At 48.1% G+C, this 17,363-nt stretch carries 17 protein-coding genes; 6 read left to right on the forward strand and 11 right to left on the reverse strand.

The window, feature by feature from the left end; translation table 11 throughout:
• Positions 1-80: 80 nt before the first annotated feature.
• The 10 genes from AC0KH7_RS09760 to AC0KH7_RS09805 all read right to left on the reverse strand — a co-directional run bounded on the left by AC0KH7_RS09760 (position 81) and on the right by AC0KH7_RS09805 (position 9,846).
• A complete protein-coding gene (locus AC0KH7_RS09760; protein ID WP_472372944.1) occupies positions 81-980 on the reverse strand; it encodes a class II glutamine amidotransferase in 900 nt (299 codons plus the stop codon).
• 12 nt (positions 981-992) lie between these two features.
• Positions 993-2,327 carry a type III glutamate--ammonia ligase gene (gene glnT / locus AC0KH7_RS09765; protein ID WP_127119283.1) on the reverse strand — a complete coding sequence of 445 codons (1,335 nt, stop codon included), beginning with the start codon at positions 2,325-2,327 and terminating at the stop codon, positions 993-995.
• The gene (locus AC0KH7_RS09770; RefSeq protein WP_128385325.1) at positions 2,317-2,805 is read right to left on the reverse strand and encodes a hypothetical protein; all 489 of its coding nucleotides are present in this window, start codon (positions 2,803-2,805) and stop codon (positions 2,317-2,319) included. Before AC0KH7_RS09770 ends, glnT begins: the two co-directional genes overlap by 11 nt.
• Entirely contained in the window at positions 2,802-4,256 is a 1,455-nt protein-coding gene (locus AC0KH7_RS09775) for a glycine cleavage T C-terminal barrel domain-containing protein (RefSeq protein ID WP_472372946.1), read from the reverse strand. The genes AC0KH7_RS09770 and AC0KH7_RS09775 overlap by 4 nt, the downstream gene beginning before the upstream one ends.
• Complete coding sequence (locus AC0KH7_RS09780; RefSeq protein ID WP_472372948.1) at positions 4,193-5,686, reverse strand: 2Fe-2S iron-sulfur cluster-binding protein; 1,494 nt, start codon at positions 5,684-5,686, stop codon at positions 4,193-4,195. The genes AC0KH7_RS09775 and AC0KH7_RS09780 overlap by 64 nt, the downstream gene beginning before the upstream one ends.
• Positions 5,676-5,945 (reverse strand): sarcosine oxidase subunit delta, encoded by a 270-nt coding sequence (locus AC0KH7_RS09785; RefSeq protein WP_068649480.1) that lies wholly within the window; start codon positions 5,943-5,945, stop codon positions 5,676-5,678. The genes AC0KH7_RS09780 and AC0KH7_RS09785 overlap by 11 nt, the downstream gene beginning before the upstream one ends.
• Positions 5,946-5,954: 9 nt before the next feature.
• Complete coding sequence (locus AC0KH7_RS09790; protein WP_472372950.1) at positions 5,955-7,196, reverse strand: FAD-dependent oxidoreductase; 1,242 nt, start codon at positions 7,194-7,196, stop codon at positions 5,955-5,957.
• Positions 7,197-7,205: 9 nt separating this feature from the next.
• The gene (gene purU / locus AC0KH7_RS09795) at positions 7,206-8,057 is read right to left on the reverse strand and encodes a formyltetrahydrofolate deformylase (protein WP_472372952.1); all 852 of its coding nucleotides are present in this window, start codon (positions 8,055-8,057) and stop codon (positions 7,206-7,208) included.
• Positions 8,058-8,453: 396 nt separating this feature from the next.
• Positions 8,454-8,663 (reverse strand): cold-shock protein, encoded by a 210-nt coding sequence (locus AC0KH7_RS09800; RefSeq protein ID WP_068649486.1) that lies wholly within the window; start codon positions 8,661-8,663, stop codon positions 8,454-8,456.
• Positions 8,664-8,847: 184 nt separating this feature from the next.
• Entirely contained in the window at positions 8,848-9,846 is a 999-nt protein-coding gene (locus AC0KH7_RS09805) for a YbgA family protein (RefSeq protein WP_472372954.1), read from the reverse strand.
• Positions 9,847-10,058: 212 nt separating this feature from the next.
• Here AC0KH7_RS09805 and hemH point away from each other — a divergent pair, with 212 nt between their 5' ends.
• From hemH to AC0KH7_RS09825, 4 genes are all read left to right on the forward strand, one after another.
• Complete coding sequence (hemH, locus tag AC0KH7_RS09810; RefSeq protein WP_472372956.1) at positions 10,059-11,177, forward strand: ferrochelatase; 1,119 nt, start codon at positions 10,059-10,061, stop codon at positions 11,175-11,177.
• Between the two features lie 359 nt (positions 11,178-11,536).
• Positions 11,537-13,603, forward strand: coding sequence for a TonB-dependent receptor plug domain-containing protein (locus AC0KH7_RS09815; RefSeq protein ID WP_472372958.1), 2,067 nt, complete (start codon positions 11,537-11,539; stop codon positions 13,601-13,603).
• A gap of 58 nt (positions 13,604-13,661) precedes the next feature.
• Complete coding sequence (locus AC0KH7_RS09820; RefSeq protein ID WP_472372960.1) at positions 13,662-14,633, forward strand: ABC transporter substrate-binding protein; 972 nt, start codon at positions 13,662-13,664, stop codon at positions 14,631-14,633.
• Positions 14,634-14,656: 23 nt separating this feature from the next.
• Entirely contained in the window at positions 14,657-15,106 is a 450-nt protein-coding gene (locus AC0KH7_RS09825; RefSeq protein ID WP_472372962.1) for a Spy/CpxP family protein refolding chaperone, read from the forward strand.
• 98 nt (positions 15,107-15,204) lie between these two features.
• Here the strand turns inward: AC0KH7_RS09825 and folM are convergent, their stop codons facing one another.
• Positions 15,205-15,918, reverse strand: coding sequence for a dihydromonapterin reductase (folM, locus tag AC0KH7_RS09830; protein ID WP_472373796.1), 714 nt, complete (start codon positions 15,916-15,918; stop codon positions 15,205-15,207).
• Between the two features lie 270 nt (positions 15,919-16,188).
• Between folM and AC0KH7_RS09835 the strand changes: the two genes are divergently transcribed.
• Complete coding sequence (locus AC0KH7_RS09835; RefSeq protein WP_472372964.1) at positions 16,189-16,728, forward strand: hypothetical protein; 540 nt, start codon at positions 16,189-16,191, stop codon at positions 16,726-16,728.
• 27 nt (positions 16,729-16,755) lie between these two features.
• The gene (locus tag AC0KH7_RS09840; RefSeq protein ID WP_472372966.1) at positions 16,756-17,103 is read left to right on the forward strand and encodes a hypothetical protein; all 348 of its coding nucleotides are present in this window, start codon (positions 16,756-16,758) and stop codon (positions 17,101-17,103) included.
• The last annotated feature ends 260 nt before the right edge of the window (positions 17,104-17,363 follow it).

A 17,363-nucleotide genomic window follows, 5' to 3' on the forward strand; every position in this document is an offset into this window, starting at 1 on the left:
TTTTCAACGACATTCAGGGAAATTTTAGCCATTTTTATCCGTGCATCCACCTCCTGCAAAGCTCTCGTTTGTTTCTCAACTCAGCCTTTACCCCAGAAATACACTTTTCCTGGATCCGGTTCCCACAATTTGGCGTTCTCGATGCCCGGCAAAGAGGACAGCGCATGATATTCAGACGCCATGGCCACGTAATCATCCGTTTCCGCCATGACCGCTGGCTTACACGCGATTGGATCACGTACCACCGCAAAGCCGTCTTTGGTTCCGACCGTGAAGGTGAAAAAGCCGTCCAAATCTTCGATGGCACCTTCCAACGCTTCTTTTACGCTGGCGCCTTCACGCAAACGCCAGGTCAGGTAACCGGCCGCCACTTCGGAATCGTTTTCGGTTTCGAATTGGATACCTTTGTGTTCCAGCTCTTCTCGCAAACGGTTATGGTTCGACAAGGAACCGTTGTGCACCAGACACAAATCCATCCCGGTCGAAAACGGATGCGACCCTTCCATCGTCACGCCACTTTCGGTGGCCATACGGGTGTGGCCCACAATATGCGACCCTTTCATGCCCGCCAAATTGAAACGCTCGGCGATATTTTCCGGCAAGCCGACTTCTTTCAAAATTTCAATGGAACGCCCCACGCTCATAATGCGAACCGTCGGATCGAATTCAGCAATGGTTTCACGTACCGATGCTTCTTCGGCTTTCATTTTCAGCACCGCTGCATTGGCGTTGTGCATCACCGAAACCGGCGTGCTATAGGTTTCTTCAAGCTTTTCGGCCAACATATGCCAAGGATAATGCTCGTCTTCATGCTGAAGCGTTAACTTGATCATATCGTCGGACACTTCGTCCCCGTAAATCGCAAACCCGGCACTGTCCGGTCCACGACCAGTCATGGCAATCAGCATCGGCTCGAACAGCTTGCCGAGTTGACTCTCAAGTGCGCTGTTTTTTAAATATAACCCTACAATTCCACACATGAGCCTTCTCCTTTAAAAATACTCTGCATAACGGTTTAATTCCCAATCGGACACATGGCGCTGGTACTCAACCCATTCCATGCGTTTGATATCAATAAATTCTTTCATGAAGTTTTCGCCGAACTGCTCAACGAATAATGAATCTTCTTCCAACTCGTCCAAGGCTTCCGACAAGGATTGCGGCAGGGTATCAATCCCTCTCGCCTTGATTTCATCCAACGACAAGCCGTAGTGGTTGATGTTTTGCGGCTCGCCCGGGTTCAATTTTTTCGCCACACCGTCCAAACCGGCGGCGATAATGGCTGCGGTCACCAGATACGGGTTACACCCGGTATCAGGCAAACGGAACTCCAAACGTCCATAAGGCACACGCACCATCGCCGAACGGTTGTTATCCCCGTAGCTGATAAACGCCGGTGCCCAGGTCGCGCCGGACAGCGAACGCCCGACGACCAAACGCTTGTAAGAATTGACGGTCGGCGCGGCAAACGCACACAAAGCTTTCGCGTGGTGCATCAGGCCACCCAGGAAGTCATAGGCCAGTTCCGACAATCCCATGTTGTTTTTGTCGGAATCGTCTTTGAACAGGTTATTTCCCTGGTCATCGGTAATCGACAAGTGGAAATGGAACCCGTTCCCGGTGCGGTTGGCGTTCGGCTTCGGCATAAAGGAGCAAATCATGCCCATTTCATTGGCGATTTCGCTGCCGGCCATGCGCACAAAGGTGATGCGGTCCGCCGAAGTTTTCGCGTCGGAATAGGTGTAGTTGATTTCGAACTGACCGTTGGCGTCTTCGTGGTCAATCTGATAAACATCGAATCCGACCTGCTGCAGGGAATCGACGAATTTTTCCAAAAACGCACGGGAACGCGATAGGCCTTTATAGTCGTAACACGGCTTGTCCAAGGTATCGCTTTCGTCATACGGCATCAAATGCCCGTCTTCATTGCGTTTCAGCAAACTGAATTCCGGTTCGATCCCGGTGTTCAAGGTCCAGCCTTTTTCGCTCAAACGCTCGATTTGTTTCAACATGATGTGGCGCGTATCGTATTCGTAAGGCTTGTCATGGACGTGACCGGTACAGGCCACACGCGCATACCCCGGTTGCCAAGGGACGATACTCAAAGTGCTTAAATCCGCTTTGGCCATATAATCGCCATCATGCGGTTCCATGCCCAAGCCCCAGACGGCGAACCCGGCAAACCCGGCACCGTCTTCCACAATCGACTCCAGGCAACTGGCCGGAACCGACTTGGTTTTGGCGACACCGTGAATATCGACAAACTGGGCCAGAATGTATTTAATCTGGTTGTCTTCAAGGAATTTTTTGGCTTCTTCAATCGTCATCTTGGCACTCCATTTTTAAAAAAGGGGATTTTTGTATTTGCTGGCTCAAGGTTTCCTGGAAGTAGTGCCCGAAAGTCGGATCACACCCCAGAATGAGCGGTGCATCGGCTTCTGGAACCAACAGCCAGGCCGAGACACCCGCAATCGAGACCATCAGGAAATCACCCGGCTGACTTTGACGGAAGTCGTAAATACACACTTCCGACATCAAAGCTTTCCAGTTACCCGACAGTTCAAAAATCGCATCCCCTCTTTGGAATGCATATTGGTTATTTTCGGATACAGCTTCCAACGGTTGTTCAACGCAGACATAGAGTTCTTCTTCACCCAATTTGGCGACGAATTGGTCTTTCGCCACCGATTGATATTGAAAAACGTCCAGGCCTGACGCCCCGAAGGAAGCCAAAACATCATTAAGGCCTTCCCCGCGAAAATGCATTAGAGTCGGCATTGTCTTCGGTGTAATCTGTAAACTCATGCCGCGTCTCCTTCTGCCGTTTCGTCCGGTTTTTGCATTAACCCTTCCGGATCATAGAAAGGGGTTTTAACCACTTTTGCCTTCACAAATCGACCGTCGGTCAATTTGATGCTCAGCACATTATTCGCCATTGAATAATCGGTTGAAATCATCGCCAAACCGATGACCTTTTTCAGTGTGGCACTGCGACCGATACTGGTCACACGCCCAATCATCTCGTCGGCTTCAATCACAAGATTCGACTCCAGCGGCTGGTCGTTCGGGTTGTCAGACAACAATTCGAACCCAACCAAGGTACGCATCTTGGTTTCTTTCAATCTCACCAAACTCGGTTTGCCGAGGAAATACGGTTTTTTGAAATGCACCGCCCATGGCATATTGGCCTCGAACGGATTGGTCAAGCCATCGGTATCCTGGCCGACAATGATGTGGCCTTTCTCCAAACGCAACTGCCGTTGCGCTTCCACACCGAACGGTTTGATGCCATAGGTTTGACCGGCACTCATCAGCGCCTTCCAAATGGTCAGTGCCGATTGCGAATCGGTATGGATTTCATACCCCAATTCGCCCACGAAACCGACCCGAATCAAGGTGACATCCAACCCCAGCATTTTGCCTTGGCGCATCGCCAGATACGGGAAGGCTTCCGTCGATAAATCAATATCACAAAGCTGTTCCAGAATCTTGCGGCTGTTCGGACCGGCCAGGTTCATGGCACCAATCTGCCCGGTGCGGTTCAATACCGTGACCTTCAAGCCCCACTCGATGACTTTTTTCTGAATCAAGCGGTAGGCCGAATCCGAAGTCGATGTCGTGGTGGTCACATAAAAATGTTCGTCGGAATAGCGAATCGCGACACCGTCGTCGATGACCACACCGGAATCGTCCACCATCAAGGCATAACGACTGGCGCCAATCGCCATATTCGACATGCGCATGGTGTACAGTCGGTCCATCAACTCCCCGGCATCCCGTCCGAAAACATCCAGCTTGCCCAGCGTCGAAACGTCAATCAAACCGATGGAATTCCGTACCGCTTGCACTTCAGCCTGAATCGAGGCTTCACGGGTCATTTCGGTTGGATAATATTCCGGTCTCAACCAGTTACCGGCTTCCATAAAACAGGCGTTTTCTTCTTCGTGAAACGCATGGATCGGCGTCAAACGTTCCGGACGGAAACGCATCCCGCCCAAGTGCGAGACCGGCGTTGGGTGGAACATCGGTCTTGCGGTGGTCGAACCGGTTTGATCGATGGTTTTCCCCGTCAGTTTCGCCAACATGCGAATGCCGTTCATATTGCTGTGCTTGCCTTGGCTCGGCCCCATACCGATGGTGGAAAACCGCTTCATCAACTCGATATTGTCGAACCCTTGCGCGATCGCGCCTTTCAAGTCCTTGATCTGAATGTCTTCATCGAAGTCGACGAATTCTTTCCCTTTGGGTGCGCCCAAATCGGGTACGGATGCGAATGTGCTTCTGCGGCACGGAAATCTTCAGCTTCCGGTAATGCCTGACCTTTCATAGATAGCGCCGCGGCCAGACCGGCTTGTTCGCCGTCCTTGATACGGTTTTCAATATCGAAAACACCGTTGATGCGGCCACAGGCGAACACGCCTTCCGGTAACGTCACCGGCAGCAACTGCTCCAGGGTAGCGTTGTAACCGAATTTGGCACCTGCTTGATACAAAGGTGCGCCAGCCGGTGCCCAGCCCACACTCATCAATAAGCCGTCACACAACAACCGCTTTTCGGTGCCGTTGGTTTTGAAAATCACACCTTCCAGTTGTTTGCGCCCAAGCGCTTCCACCATCTCCGCGTTTTCGTACACCACCATGCCGGCTTGCTTGGCTTGTTCGACCCACTCACCCTCGGTGCGCCCGGTATCGATAATCGCCTTCACCACCAAACCGTTCTGATGCAGATCCAGTGCGGCACGATAGCCTTCAGCATTGGCGGTCAGCACCACCGATTCGGCGCAAGGTGCCACGGCATAGCGTGCCATCATGCGTTGCGCGGCTGAGGCATTCATCACGCCCGGTAAATCGTTATTACGGAACACCGCCGGCTGCTCGAACACGCCTGTGGCCACCACCACCGACTGAGCCGCCAACTTAATCAAACCGTCATCGGTATTGATCGACAACCAATGGTCGCCGTAATAGCCCGCCACATAAGCCGATGTAATCACATCAATATTGGGTGTCTTTTCAACCGTTTCTTTTAAATAATGACGATTCAGCGTTTGTGCGCTTTCGTTTACAAACTGATAATCCAACGAACCGCCGATGTGCGGATTCTCATCGATCAAACAAACATCCACGCCTTGCTTGGCGGCCTGAATGGCGGCGGCCATACCGGAAGGCCCGGCGCCGATGACGGCGACGTCATAGTGACGATAGCGTTTTGGCTTACGCTCTTCGGTCCAACTTGTATCCACTTTGCCCAGGCCTGCCATTTCGCGAATCAAACGCTCCCATTTCGGGAACAGAAACTTCGGCGAATAGAAGGCTTTATAGTAGAAACCGACCGGCAGAAATTTACCGATCCACTCCACCATCGCGCCTTTATCATTCGCCAAGGATCCGAAGGTATTGACGGCGGTCAACGCCATACCGTTTTCCGGTGTGACGACATCGCCGCGGACATTCGGTCTGTCCTCGGCCTGAAACAAGGCATTCACATCGTGGTTGGCCAAGCTCATCACACCGCGACGACGGTGGTATTTAAAACTGCGACCCAACACTTTCGTGCCCTCGGCCCATAAAGCGCTGCTGATGACATCGCCTTTGAAACCTTTGACCGGCTGCCCTTCAAATTCGAAGGTCACCGACGCTTTGCGATCAATCCATTCCAATGGCTGTGGCGCGAGTCTAAGCTTCATGTGCAATTCCTTTATTCGCAAAATCGACCTGTGTGATTTGATCGGTCAACGTATTTCGTTCAAATAAAAACCAGATGCCCGTCGGACGGTGATACCACCATTCGGATTGCGTTTTCGGCGCTCCGTTATGGTAAAAAACATAATCTGCCCAATCCGCTTCCGACACCGTTTCCTGATCCGGCTCACGTTCGAGTCGCCCACCGTAAGTGAACTCACTCAAGGCTCTTCTTCCCAAACTTGGACACGTAACAAATTTCATACTGTCTCCTTAATGACCGACTGAAGCCGCGCCTTTCTCACCCACCAATTCGAACTTGGCGTAGCGATCCAGACTGAACGGTTTAATCAATTCATGTGTCGAATCCGTGGCCACGGTATGCGCCATGGTCTTGCCGCTGACCGGCGTCGCTTTAAAGCCCCAAGTTCCCCAACCGGCATCCAGATAAAACCCTTCTACATCGGTTTTACCCATAATCGGCGCGAAGTCCGGTGTGATATCACTCATCCCGGCCCACTGACGCATGATTTTCAAGCGGCTGGTGAAGGGGAAAAAATCCATCATCTGGTCAGTCAACCCTTCCACAAAATCCAGGGTCGAACGAGTCGAATGCAATTCCGCCGGATCCACCGACGCCCCCATGACCAATTCACCCCGTGACGATTGGCTGACGTAAACGTGCAAGCTACCGGAGACCACAATCGTGTCCATAAACGGCTTCACCGGTTCAGTCACACACGCCTGCAACGGGAAAATTTCAATCGGGGTTTTAATGTCCAGCATTTCGGTAATACGCGGTGTGGAACCGGCCACCATCGAAATCACTTTCTTGGCTTCGACAAACCCTTTGTCTGTTTCCACGCCGACGACTTTTCCACCTTGGGTTTTAATGTCCGTCACCTGCGTTTTCTGGTGAATTTCCACCCCACGCATTTGCGCGCCGCGAGCATACCCCCAAGCCACCGCATCATGACGCGCCACCGAGCCCGGCGCGTGGTACAAGGCTCCCATCACCGGGTGCTGACCGTTACAGGACATGTCCATGTAAGGCACTTCTTTTTTGATGGTGTCCACATCCACCACTTCGCTGTCGATACCGTGATGCTTGTTCACTTCAGCACGCCATCTCATGGTGCGCATCGCACTATCTGTGTGCGCCAGCGTAAAATGGCCGCGTGTCGAATAGAAGATGTTCAAATCAAAGTCGTCGCTTAAGTCTTCGAACAATTTCAAACTCTCGTCGTAGAACTTAACCCCTTCAGAGGTCAGGTAATTCGAGCGAACAATGGTGGTATTACGACCGGTATTTCCACCACCGATATACCCTTGTTCCAAAACCGCCACATTGGTGATGCCGTGTTCTTTAGCCAGGTAATAAGCACAGGCCATTCCATGACCTCCGCCGCCGATAATGACGACGTCATAGGCCTTTTTCAAAGGCTTTTCTTCCGGGAAAAAACGCGGTTCGTCTTCCGATTTCTTCCAGGCATATTTCATTAATCTAAGTGGCATTCCAGTCTCCTAAGCGAACACAACGGTTTTATTGCCGTAAATCAACACACGGTCTTGCAAGTGATACTTCAAACCACGCGCCAATACGTTTTTCTCGACGTCTTTCCCCATCACAACCATTTCTTCGGCGGACTCACTGTGCGACACCCGCGCGACATCCTGCTCGATAATCGGCCCGGCATCGAGGTCTTCAGTGACATAATGGCAAGTCGCTCCAATCAGCTTCACCCCACGTTCATACGCCTGATGATAAGGTTTGGCGCCAATAAACGACGGCAAGAAACTGTGGTGGATATTGATAATCTGACCTGGGTATTTTTGGCATAACGCCGGCGGGATGATTTGCATATAGCGCGCCAACACAATCGTGTCCGCTTGATAGTGATCCACCCAATTAACGACCTCGTCAAACACCTGTGGTTTGTTCTCAGGCGTTACCGGAATGTGCAAATAGGGAATGCCGTACCATTCGACCAACCCCTTCATGTCCAAATGGTTGGAAATCACGCATGGAATCTCGCAATCGATTTCGCCACTGCTCCAGCGGTATAACAAATCCGCTAAACAATGATCCTGCTTACTCACCATAATCAATACACGCTTTTTGCGTTCTGAAGCGCTGAGCTGCCACTTCATATCGAACTCGTCGGCGATTTTGGCGAAAGCCTCACGAAATGCCGCCTCATCCATTTGAATATCGGTGATTTCGTTGCGCATAAAAAACTGGCCGGTATATCTATCCGCATGATGATTCGCCTCGGCGATCATGCAATTGTTTTCTGCCAAAAAACTCGACACCTTGGCGACAATCCCCACGCGGTCAGGGCATGAAATGGTTAAAACATATGAATTTTGCTGCATTATTTTCCCCTTGAGAAACTTTGATTCATATATTAAGACAATGACATTTTCATTTCAAGAACTTTTTGTTCATTTTATGAAAATATTTTTCACTAAATTAAAATCAAAACAGACGGGAAAAACAGACAAAGCGACGAAACGCTTTTAAACGGGCTTTTTAAGGAGATGAAAAAACAAAAACACGAATGGCACACAACTTAAGACAGTGCATCACAAAGTAGAAAACGTGAAGGATGAATAGAGATTTATAGCAATTCGATATAAAGAGAGAAAAGAAAATGTAAAAAGCCGGTGCCGGCTTCCAAGAAATAAAACGCAAAAGGCGAATGCCCAGAAACAAAAAAACCCTTCGATTGAAAACCAATAAAAGGGCTTAAGAATGGTTTAAAACAGAGCTTATACCGGGGTAACGTTCTCTGCTTGTGGTCCTTTTTGACCTTGTGTCACTTCCATTGTAACCGCTTGGCCTTCGGCCAATGTTTTACGACCGGTTCCGTTAATGGCCGAGAAGTGTACAAACACATCCTTTCCACCCTCTTGCTCGATGAAGCCGAAGCCCTTCTCATCGTTGAACCACTTAACCGTGCCTGTAACTAAATCTGACATGCTTTTTCCTTTCTAACAAATAAAACAACTCCCAAATCCCTGACCAACATTTAAAAAAATGAAACTTGTCAAAAACTTAGGAAATTTCATTATAAGGAAAATCCACCGAAATTCTTGTTAATTTTTCGTATTTTTAAAAAAAGTCGAAAGTGTCGTAAAAAAGCCACGGATTCGGTTTTCATTCCTATCGATAAGCGGTAATTTGGGAACGCAAGGCCAGCTCGGCCGGATACGGATGAAAAAACACCTGTGTCTCCAAATATTCCGAGCCATAGTGACTCAAAAACTGTTGCAACACTTTAATCACGGCAATCAACGGTACAATGCCACTGCGAAATTCCTCAACCGTTTCGCGATAATGTGTTTTTTCCTCCTCGGTTAATTGCTTTTTAAAGTAACCGTAAAGGTGATCCAATACATTAATCACGCTACCGCGTTTCGAGCGGTTCGCCAATAAAATCTGTAACTTGGCTTCGTAGGCTTCCAGCTGCGCCGCCAGGTTGTCCTGAGTGGTCTCGGCGACAATCGGCCCCATCTCCCGGTAAACGGCCTCCGATTTCGACAACAACAGATATTTATGGTCTCGATGAAACGCTTGAAAATCCGCCACGGTCAGCTCGTCTGCCAAAAACACTCGCCAACGCGCGGTGGTAAACACCCGCATCATAAAATTCTCTCGCAACCAGGCATCCTGCAAGCGGCCTTCCTCTTCCACCGCCAAACCCGGTGCCTGACGTTGCAAAGTGGCCGTAAACATTCCCTGCCCCATTTTATCTTGTGATCCGAACCATTCACCGCTCGGACGATAAATTTTAATGCGTTCCAAACCACACGTCGGCGACCGCGATTTCACCACGGCGCCGTCAATTCCCTGTTGCAACAATTTCGGCACCATTTTTTCGTTATAGTGCTGAATCCCGTCGGTCACATCCTGCTCGGTTCGCGTGCCACGAACCCGAATATCGCCATCCACATTCACCAAACGAATGGTTTCACGCGGCGTGCCCAAAACCGGTGCCTCCGGACAAAAAGGCAAAAAATCGGCGTACTTCGCCAAATGATGATTAATAAAATCATCTTGGGCATGACCCCCGTTATAACGACACTCCGTTCCACGCAAACAATCTGAAACGGCAATTTTCAATCTCGGAAATTTTTCTTCAGCAGTGGATAACGGCATCATCAGCTCCTTGCTTCCTAGGAAATGGCATTTTCAACAATTTATTATTTATACAAAACATATACAACATTGTACAACTAATACAATTCCATTATACTCTTTTCTGACAGAGTAACACCCTTCCCACTTAAAGGGAGCGGCCTAGCCGTTTACGTCTGACGGAAATACGTCTAAAATGGCGCAAACGCTTATCCGGAACCAGTACAGGAACCTTTATGGAATACAAAAACTACACCGCTTATCAACATGGCTCTGAGCCTGCCGTCGGCGTTCTGATTACCAACTTGGGCACGCCCGACGCCCCGACCAAAGAAGCGTTAAAACCCTACCTGAAAGAATTCCTGATGGATCCTCGCGTCGTGGAACCGCCACCGGCGCGCTGGTTATGGAAACTGATTCTGAACCTTATTATTCTCAACACCCGCCCGGCGAAATCAGCCGAAGCCTACGAAGAAGTCTGGGGACATTACGGCGAAGGCTCGCCGTTGCTGGACATCAGCAATCGCCAGCTGGCCGACATCGAAGAAAAGGTGCGCGGCCATTTCAGTGGTCGCGTTGAATTCGCACTGGGCATGCGTTACGGCAATCCGTCGATTGCCGATGCACTGAAATCCTTGCAGGAACGCAATGTACAGCGTCTGATTGTGTTGCCACTGTACCCGCAATACGCCGGCGCCACCACGGCCTCCACCTTCGATGCCGTCACCGCCGAACTGCAAACCTGGCGCTGGATTCCGGAAATGCGTTTTGTGCGCAATTACCACAAACACCCTGGCTACATCAAAGCACTGGCCAACAGCATCCGCGAACACCAAGAAAAATACGGAAAACCGGATTTACTGGTGATGTCCTACCACGGTATCCCGAAACGTTATTTCGATAACGGCGATCCTTACCCATGCGAATGCCGCGCCACCTCTCGACTGCTCGCCGAAGAACTCGGCATTGGCCCGGACGACTACATGGTGACCTTCCAGTCGCTGTTCGGTAAAGAAGAATGGGTCAAACCATACACCGACGCCACCTTGAAAGGCTTACCGGCCAAAGGCGTCAAACACCTGCAAGTCATCTGCCCGGGCTTCTCCGCCGATTGCTTGGAAACCATCGAAGAAATCGACCAGGAAAACCGAGAGTATTTCGAAGAAGCCGGAGGCGAAACCTTCAGCTACATCCCCGCCCTCAACTTCCGTGACGACCACACCAGTGCTTTGACGGAAGTCATCTTGCAACAGACCCAAGGCTGGCCGGAAAGAGACGGTTTTGACGAAGCGGCCGCGCAAGCCGAACGTGAATTGCAAGCCAAATTGGCTCACGCGCAAGGCGCAAAGCATTAAGTTTAAACATTCCATACAGTAAAACCTCCAGGCCTGAAAACCGCTTTTTCAAACACACTGAAAAATCACCAGGCCTGGCCTCTTTTTTACGGATCTATCGTCCCCCAAACACCTCGTTTAGACGACCACCCTTCTATCAACAACTGTCGTTTTATCCAAAGGCTTACACCTTTAGGGCAGCTTATCAACATTGCTTAATACACCCTTATAAAAAATAACAATAACAATTATCAATTACATTAGCATATAATAAAACACTTATCTTGTTACGTTATAACGTATCAAGTTTTTTTATAACGAATGCCATCAACCACTTTCATCAACGGGTTAACCATGCTATTGATCTTAAGGGAATTTAAATGAAAAAAACAAGCAGTCTATTGTTATGTATGGCCTCAGCAATGCCTGCGTTTGCCAATGAAACGCAAAATGTAGTCTTAAATGAAGTTGTGGTTACGGCCACGAAAACAGAACGCGAAGTTTCAAAAACACCAGTTTCCACCGAAGTCTTTACCCAGGCACAAATTGAAGCCATTGACGCCAAAAACTTAAAGGATATATTTCATAATATCCCCGGTGTTTATGTCCAGCCGAATGGCGGTAGCATGTCCATTCGTGGCGTGGGAGGCAAAGGCACCTTATTGTTGATTGATGGACATCGTATTGGCTCTGAATACAGTAATTTTTACGATTCAACCCGCATCCCTGCCAGCCGCATTGAACGGATTGAAGTCATCAAAGGGCCTGCCGGGGCTTTATATGGTTCAGACGCCCTTGGCGGCGTGATCAATATCATCACAAAAAAGCCAGAAGATGGATTTGAAGCCTCAATCAGCGGCCAAAGCGGAGTGAACTCAGAAGGACAAGGAGCGATCACCGAAATCGGAGGAGACCTCCGAGGGCGCAGTGGCAAGACCGGATTCAGCGCTTGGTTCAGCGCACAAAATATCGAATCCTATACTGAAACAGAAACAGCTCAGCTACAAAAAGGCGGCCAGCCACCGAGTAATGTCGGCCACCCGACCGATGTAAACGTCACTTATCAAGCGCCGTCGCAAATTTTCAATGTGGGCGGTGAACTGACTTATGATTTTACCCAGGATTTGATGTTAAAACTCAGTGCATCTTATATGAAAGAATCACGTGACGCAGTGGCCATTGCCAATGCATATCGCAGTAATATCAATAACCCCAAAAAACCCGGATTCAAAATTCCTTTTTTAAATGTCGAAACGCATCAAAAACTGGAAAATGAACGTACAGACATTAGCATTGGCGCAGATTATAAAGCCTCTGACACCGTCACCATTAATTGGCAAAGCAGCCAGTCTAACTACAAAAAAGACGACACCATCACCACGCCGATGTGGGAGCAACTCGGATACACATCCGAATCACAATCCAGTGATGGCGCAACGGCTGGAACCGGCCGTTCTATTGCAATAGACCATCAATTGTCTTCCACCTGGACCCCCAATGAACAAAACCGAGTGTTAGTCGGTGCCGAATATGTGGAAGACAAGCGTAAAGCCGATTTCTTCAGCTCGGACGGTTCAACCGAAACCAAAACCATCCAAACCTCATCCCTCTTTGCGCAACACGAATGGCAAGCCACGGATCCTTTATCATTTGTATACGGCGTCCGCTTTGACGATCGGAAAAGCAGTGATGATGCCATAACCTTCAATGCCGGCGGTGTCTATCAGTTTAATAACGCCGCCAATTTGCGTCTGCGTTATGCACAAGGTTTTCGTGCGCCAGACAGCCAAGAGCTGTATATGAACCGGTTCATGCCGAACTCTAAACGCTTGCTGGGGGCGGAAGTCATCGACACAGCTTATGGTAAAAATACTGCATTTGATCTGAAGTCGGAACACAGCGACAACTACGAAATCGGTTTACTGGGAAGCGGAAAAGACTGGTCTTATGATGTGGCGATTTATCAAAACCAAATTACCGACAGCATTCAACCGGACGATTCTAATGGAAACTACCGAACCTTCAACAATGCCAGCAAAGTGGATATTACAGGATTGGAGTTTTCTGGAAGTAAACAACTGATAGATCCAGTTCGCCTAGAGTTGTACGCCAATGTCATGAACACCAAAAACCAAGATACCGACAAGCGTTTAGAATATACACCCGAGCAACTTTACAGCGTAACCGTAGACTATAAAGTAACCCCTTCATTCAGCACCATGCTAATTGCGCAATATGTGGGCGATCAAGACTACACGGAGAAAAATCAACGCAAAACGGCAGACGCTTATACACCGGTCAACTTGAAACTCAGCTACTCACCCGAATCCTTGAAAAACATCGACTTTTTCGGCGGCATCGACAACATGTTAGACACCAAAGTCGATAAAGCCCTCGGGTCGGATGTCGGAACCTATTTCTACGGCGGCGTACGTGTTTACCTTTAAGCTCGGAACAGCACTCCGAAACACCCTTTTTCTCTGGCTGTTTCAGGCGTTGCTATCCATGACAACACCCGCCTTTTCGGCGGGTAAACCAGCCGATGACAAACTTGAAAGTCTGGTATTTTCCGGGCCTTTTTCCGCCATCTCTTATCCACTAATACACATGGTAGAAACCCGGGCGTTAAGCGACATGGTTCAGGACATTCAATTCATTCCGGTCAACAACCCGGACCAAGCTCGTTTATTAGCTCTGGGAAAAGGCGCACACCAAACAGACTTTATGGCCATGCCATCGAATGTTGCCGCCATGTTATATAACAAAGGTATAAGGCTGAAATTAATCAATGTTCCTATCTGGGATCTTTTATGGATTGTCTCGCAAGATAAAACACGGCAACACCTCAGTGACTTAAAAGGAGAAAAAATCGCCATTCCTTACCGTGCCGACATGCCAGACATATTATTCCAGCAAATCGCCAAAGCAGAAGGACTCAACCCGAAAAGTGATTTTAAGCTGCACTATACTGCCCACCCTTTGGATGCGATGCAATTACTGATATCAGGCCAGGTCAAACATGCCTTGCTGACAGAGCCAGCCACCTCAATGGTACTGCACAAGAACCGACAATTGGCGGATCAAGAAAGCGTCGCACTCTTGTACCGCAGCGTCGACCTTCAACAAGAATGGGGGCGAGTATTTCAACGCCCAGCCAAAATCCCACAACTGAGCATCACCGCAATGCAAAACGTGCTCGACAAACCAAAACTATTGCAACGTTTTCAACAAGAATATCGAAAATCGTCCAAATGGTGTTTGGACCATCCAGAAGAAACCGGAAAAATGGTAACCAAGTATCATAAACGTTTAACACCTGAAACGGTTGCCGAGTCTCTTAAATGGACGGTAATAGATGTCAAGTCGGCCGCTGAATCAAAACCAGAGCTGGAATATTTCTATCACACGCTAATGAACAGCAACCCAGCGTTAGTCGGAAATCGTTTGCCTGATAACGATTTTTATTATTCTCATTAACCTTCAATCACTAGGAGATTTATATGTTACATTCCTTAAAAAAATGGTTCGGAATCACTCTTTTATGCTTTGGCACATCCGTTAATGCACAGGATGAGCTGCAAAATTATGCGCTCATTCTAAAAGACAACCTGCCCCACTTAATGAAAACCATTATGAAACACAAATCTGAACTCAAACTGACTCAAGAACAACAACAAACCTTCAAAAAGCTAAAACAAACGATTCCGCCGAAAATGCACCAAGGTTTACACCAAGCGCAGACATTGGAAAAAGCCATCGCCAAAGACGTATTAATTGACGGAGCGACCCCACAAAAACTCACGCAAAAATTAGATGAATTAACCAGCATAAAACGTCAGACCACGGAAACGATGATTGGGGCATTAAATACAATCCGTAGCACTTTAACACCGGAACAATATCAAACCGTTTTAAACCATTACAATCAGCCCAACAAACGCCCAGATTGAATACGTCAAAAACAATGACAAACGGATGGCAGGCGCATGACAAGCTCACCAGAAAAAATTTAAACCCCTTACTGCATTACAAACAGGATTAAAAGGATTTAAACGAACGCTTTTTTCTGCCCGAGAGACACGGTTGACCCCGTGGCATTCGGGCTACCCATTAAGAAGCGCACCGCTTGCCAAATCGACACCTCCCCCGGTTCCACCGGAATGGCACTTTCCGCCAACCGCTTTTGGCGATACGCCTCCGAATCCTCAGGATGAAAAATCACCAGGCCTGGTGCAATGTTATTGACTTTAATGCGCGGCGCAAATGCTTGTGCAAACGACTGGGTCAAAGAGGCCAAGCCCGCTTTCGATGCCAGATAAGCCGCATAATCGGCATGGCCGTTCGCCACTTTTACATCCGTCAGCGCCACAATATCCGCGGTGGTGGCCGACGTCTTTTCCAGTAACGGACGGCAGGCCTGGTTAATTCGATAAGGCGCGTCCACATGCACCGCCAACAGGTCGGCCAGCAAACCCGGTTGAGCATCCACTTGCGCATCGGTCGCCCAAAGCGAGGCGTTGTGAACAACCGCACGCAAGCTCACTACCAGTTGCGGCAAACGCTGTAAGAAGGTATTCAAAGAAGCGGAATCGGTGAAATCGACTTGAAACCCTAAAGCGCCTTGCGCTTTCAGCTCATCCACCGCCGGACGTTCGGTGCGATATGTAAAGACCACCACTTGGCCTTGCGCCAAAAATTGTTTCGCCAGATACAAGCCGATGCGTTGTCCGGCTCCGGTAATCAAAACGGCGTCTTTTAGCATGGCAGTCAATGTGACAACTCCTTATTTCCAGGCCATTTTCCAGCCAAGGCCGTTGTCAGCATTTTCGCCAGGCCTGGGCATATTTCGTATCGCTTCTATTTTACCCATTTTACAATTTCTTTTACATTGCTGAACAAAGATTCCATTAGGCTATCTCCTAACTCCAAAGCTATTCACGACCACAATTATTAAAAATAAAATTAATAACAATTATCATTTGTTATAAATTACAATTAACAAGTAATTTAACGTATACATTAGGGAATGCAAATGTATAAAAAATCCGCTTTGTTTATTAATTTGTTTTTAATTATGATCTTGTTACTGGCACCCCAAAAGTCTTATGCTAATTCATCGGATACCTATGAAGTTTGCATGGCAACTTGTACCGGTACAGCCGCTTACCTCTCAGCACAGTATGGAGCCTTTAGAATGTGCGGTACGGCTATGGTATATAACGTCATTTTAGGCACTAATTGCGTTGCCGGAATAATCCTTGTGGAGACTTACTCTTGTCGCGAAGGTTGTGATTTTTTAGCCAGCCAATTGGATGAACCGTCCCCTCCTCCCGAAAACGGGGGCGGAGGAGATACTTCTGATTCCGACCACCCGCTAAACCGTAAAGATCAACTTTGCTACGATGCAGATACACTTTTGCCCGAAATCGCAGAAGAAATCAATAGCATGATTGAAATTCCAGTCATTGAAGTTCAGGGGCATGAGATTCACATCGACCAAGACCAGTTAACACCCGGTGTTGGGGATGAGATTATCGATATAGACCCTACCGATTCATTTTACTGGTGTTAACACCAACAACTAAAAGAGTTTTATTTTATGGATAACTTTTTTCCTGCCGCCCTGCCTTTTATTATGATTGCGACCTTAGCCTTTTCGGTCGTGTCTTTCATTGATAAAAACAGGATGAGTAACCATTATTTTCTCCTCACCAGTGCTATTATTTTCACACTCGTATCGGCCATTTTTATTTATCTTTTTCCAAATTATGTCCCGCCAAAATCTTACCTAATCCTGATTGGCAGTCTCACCCTGATTATTTCAATGATTATATCGCGTGCGCTTGTTTCTATTATCAGAAGCAATCCAAGTAAACACGAATATACGGTGGGTTTCATAGTCGTGTTATTAGTGCTTAATTGGATTTATTACACTTATCTCAACTGAATATGAAAAAAAATTACTTCCTTCGGTTTTTAGCCGCTGTTTTAATGGCTGTATTAATCGGTTATTTTTTTTCAATGACGCACGGAACAACAACCGTACTGAATTTGAACCGATTACAACACCTCCTCAATTAACCAATGCTCAAATAGCATCCGCAGCATTAACACATAACCTCTTAAAAAAAGAGTCTACGAATTCTGCACCTTTATCTGCTAAAGAGGAAACCAATCAAAAACACAAAAATCAAACCCACAAAGTTA

The organism is Hydrogenovibrio sp. (assembly GCF_965140365.1).
In the GTDB taxonomy this organism is placed as follows: Bacteria; Pseudomonadota; Gammaproteobacteria; order Thiomicrospirales; family Thiomicrospiraceae; genus Hydrogenovibrio.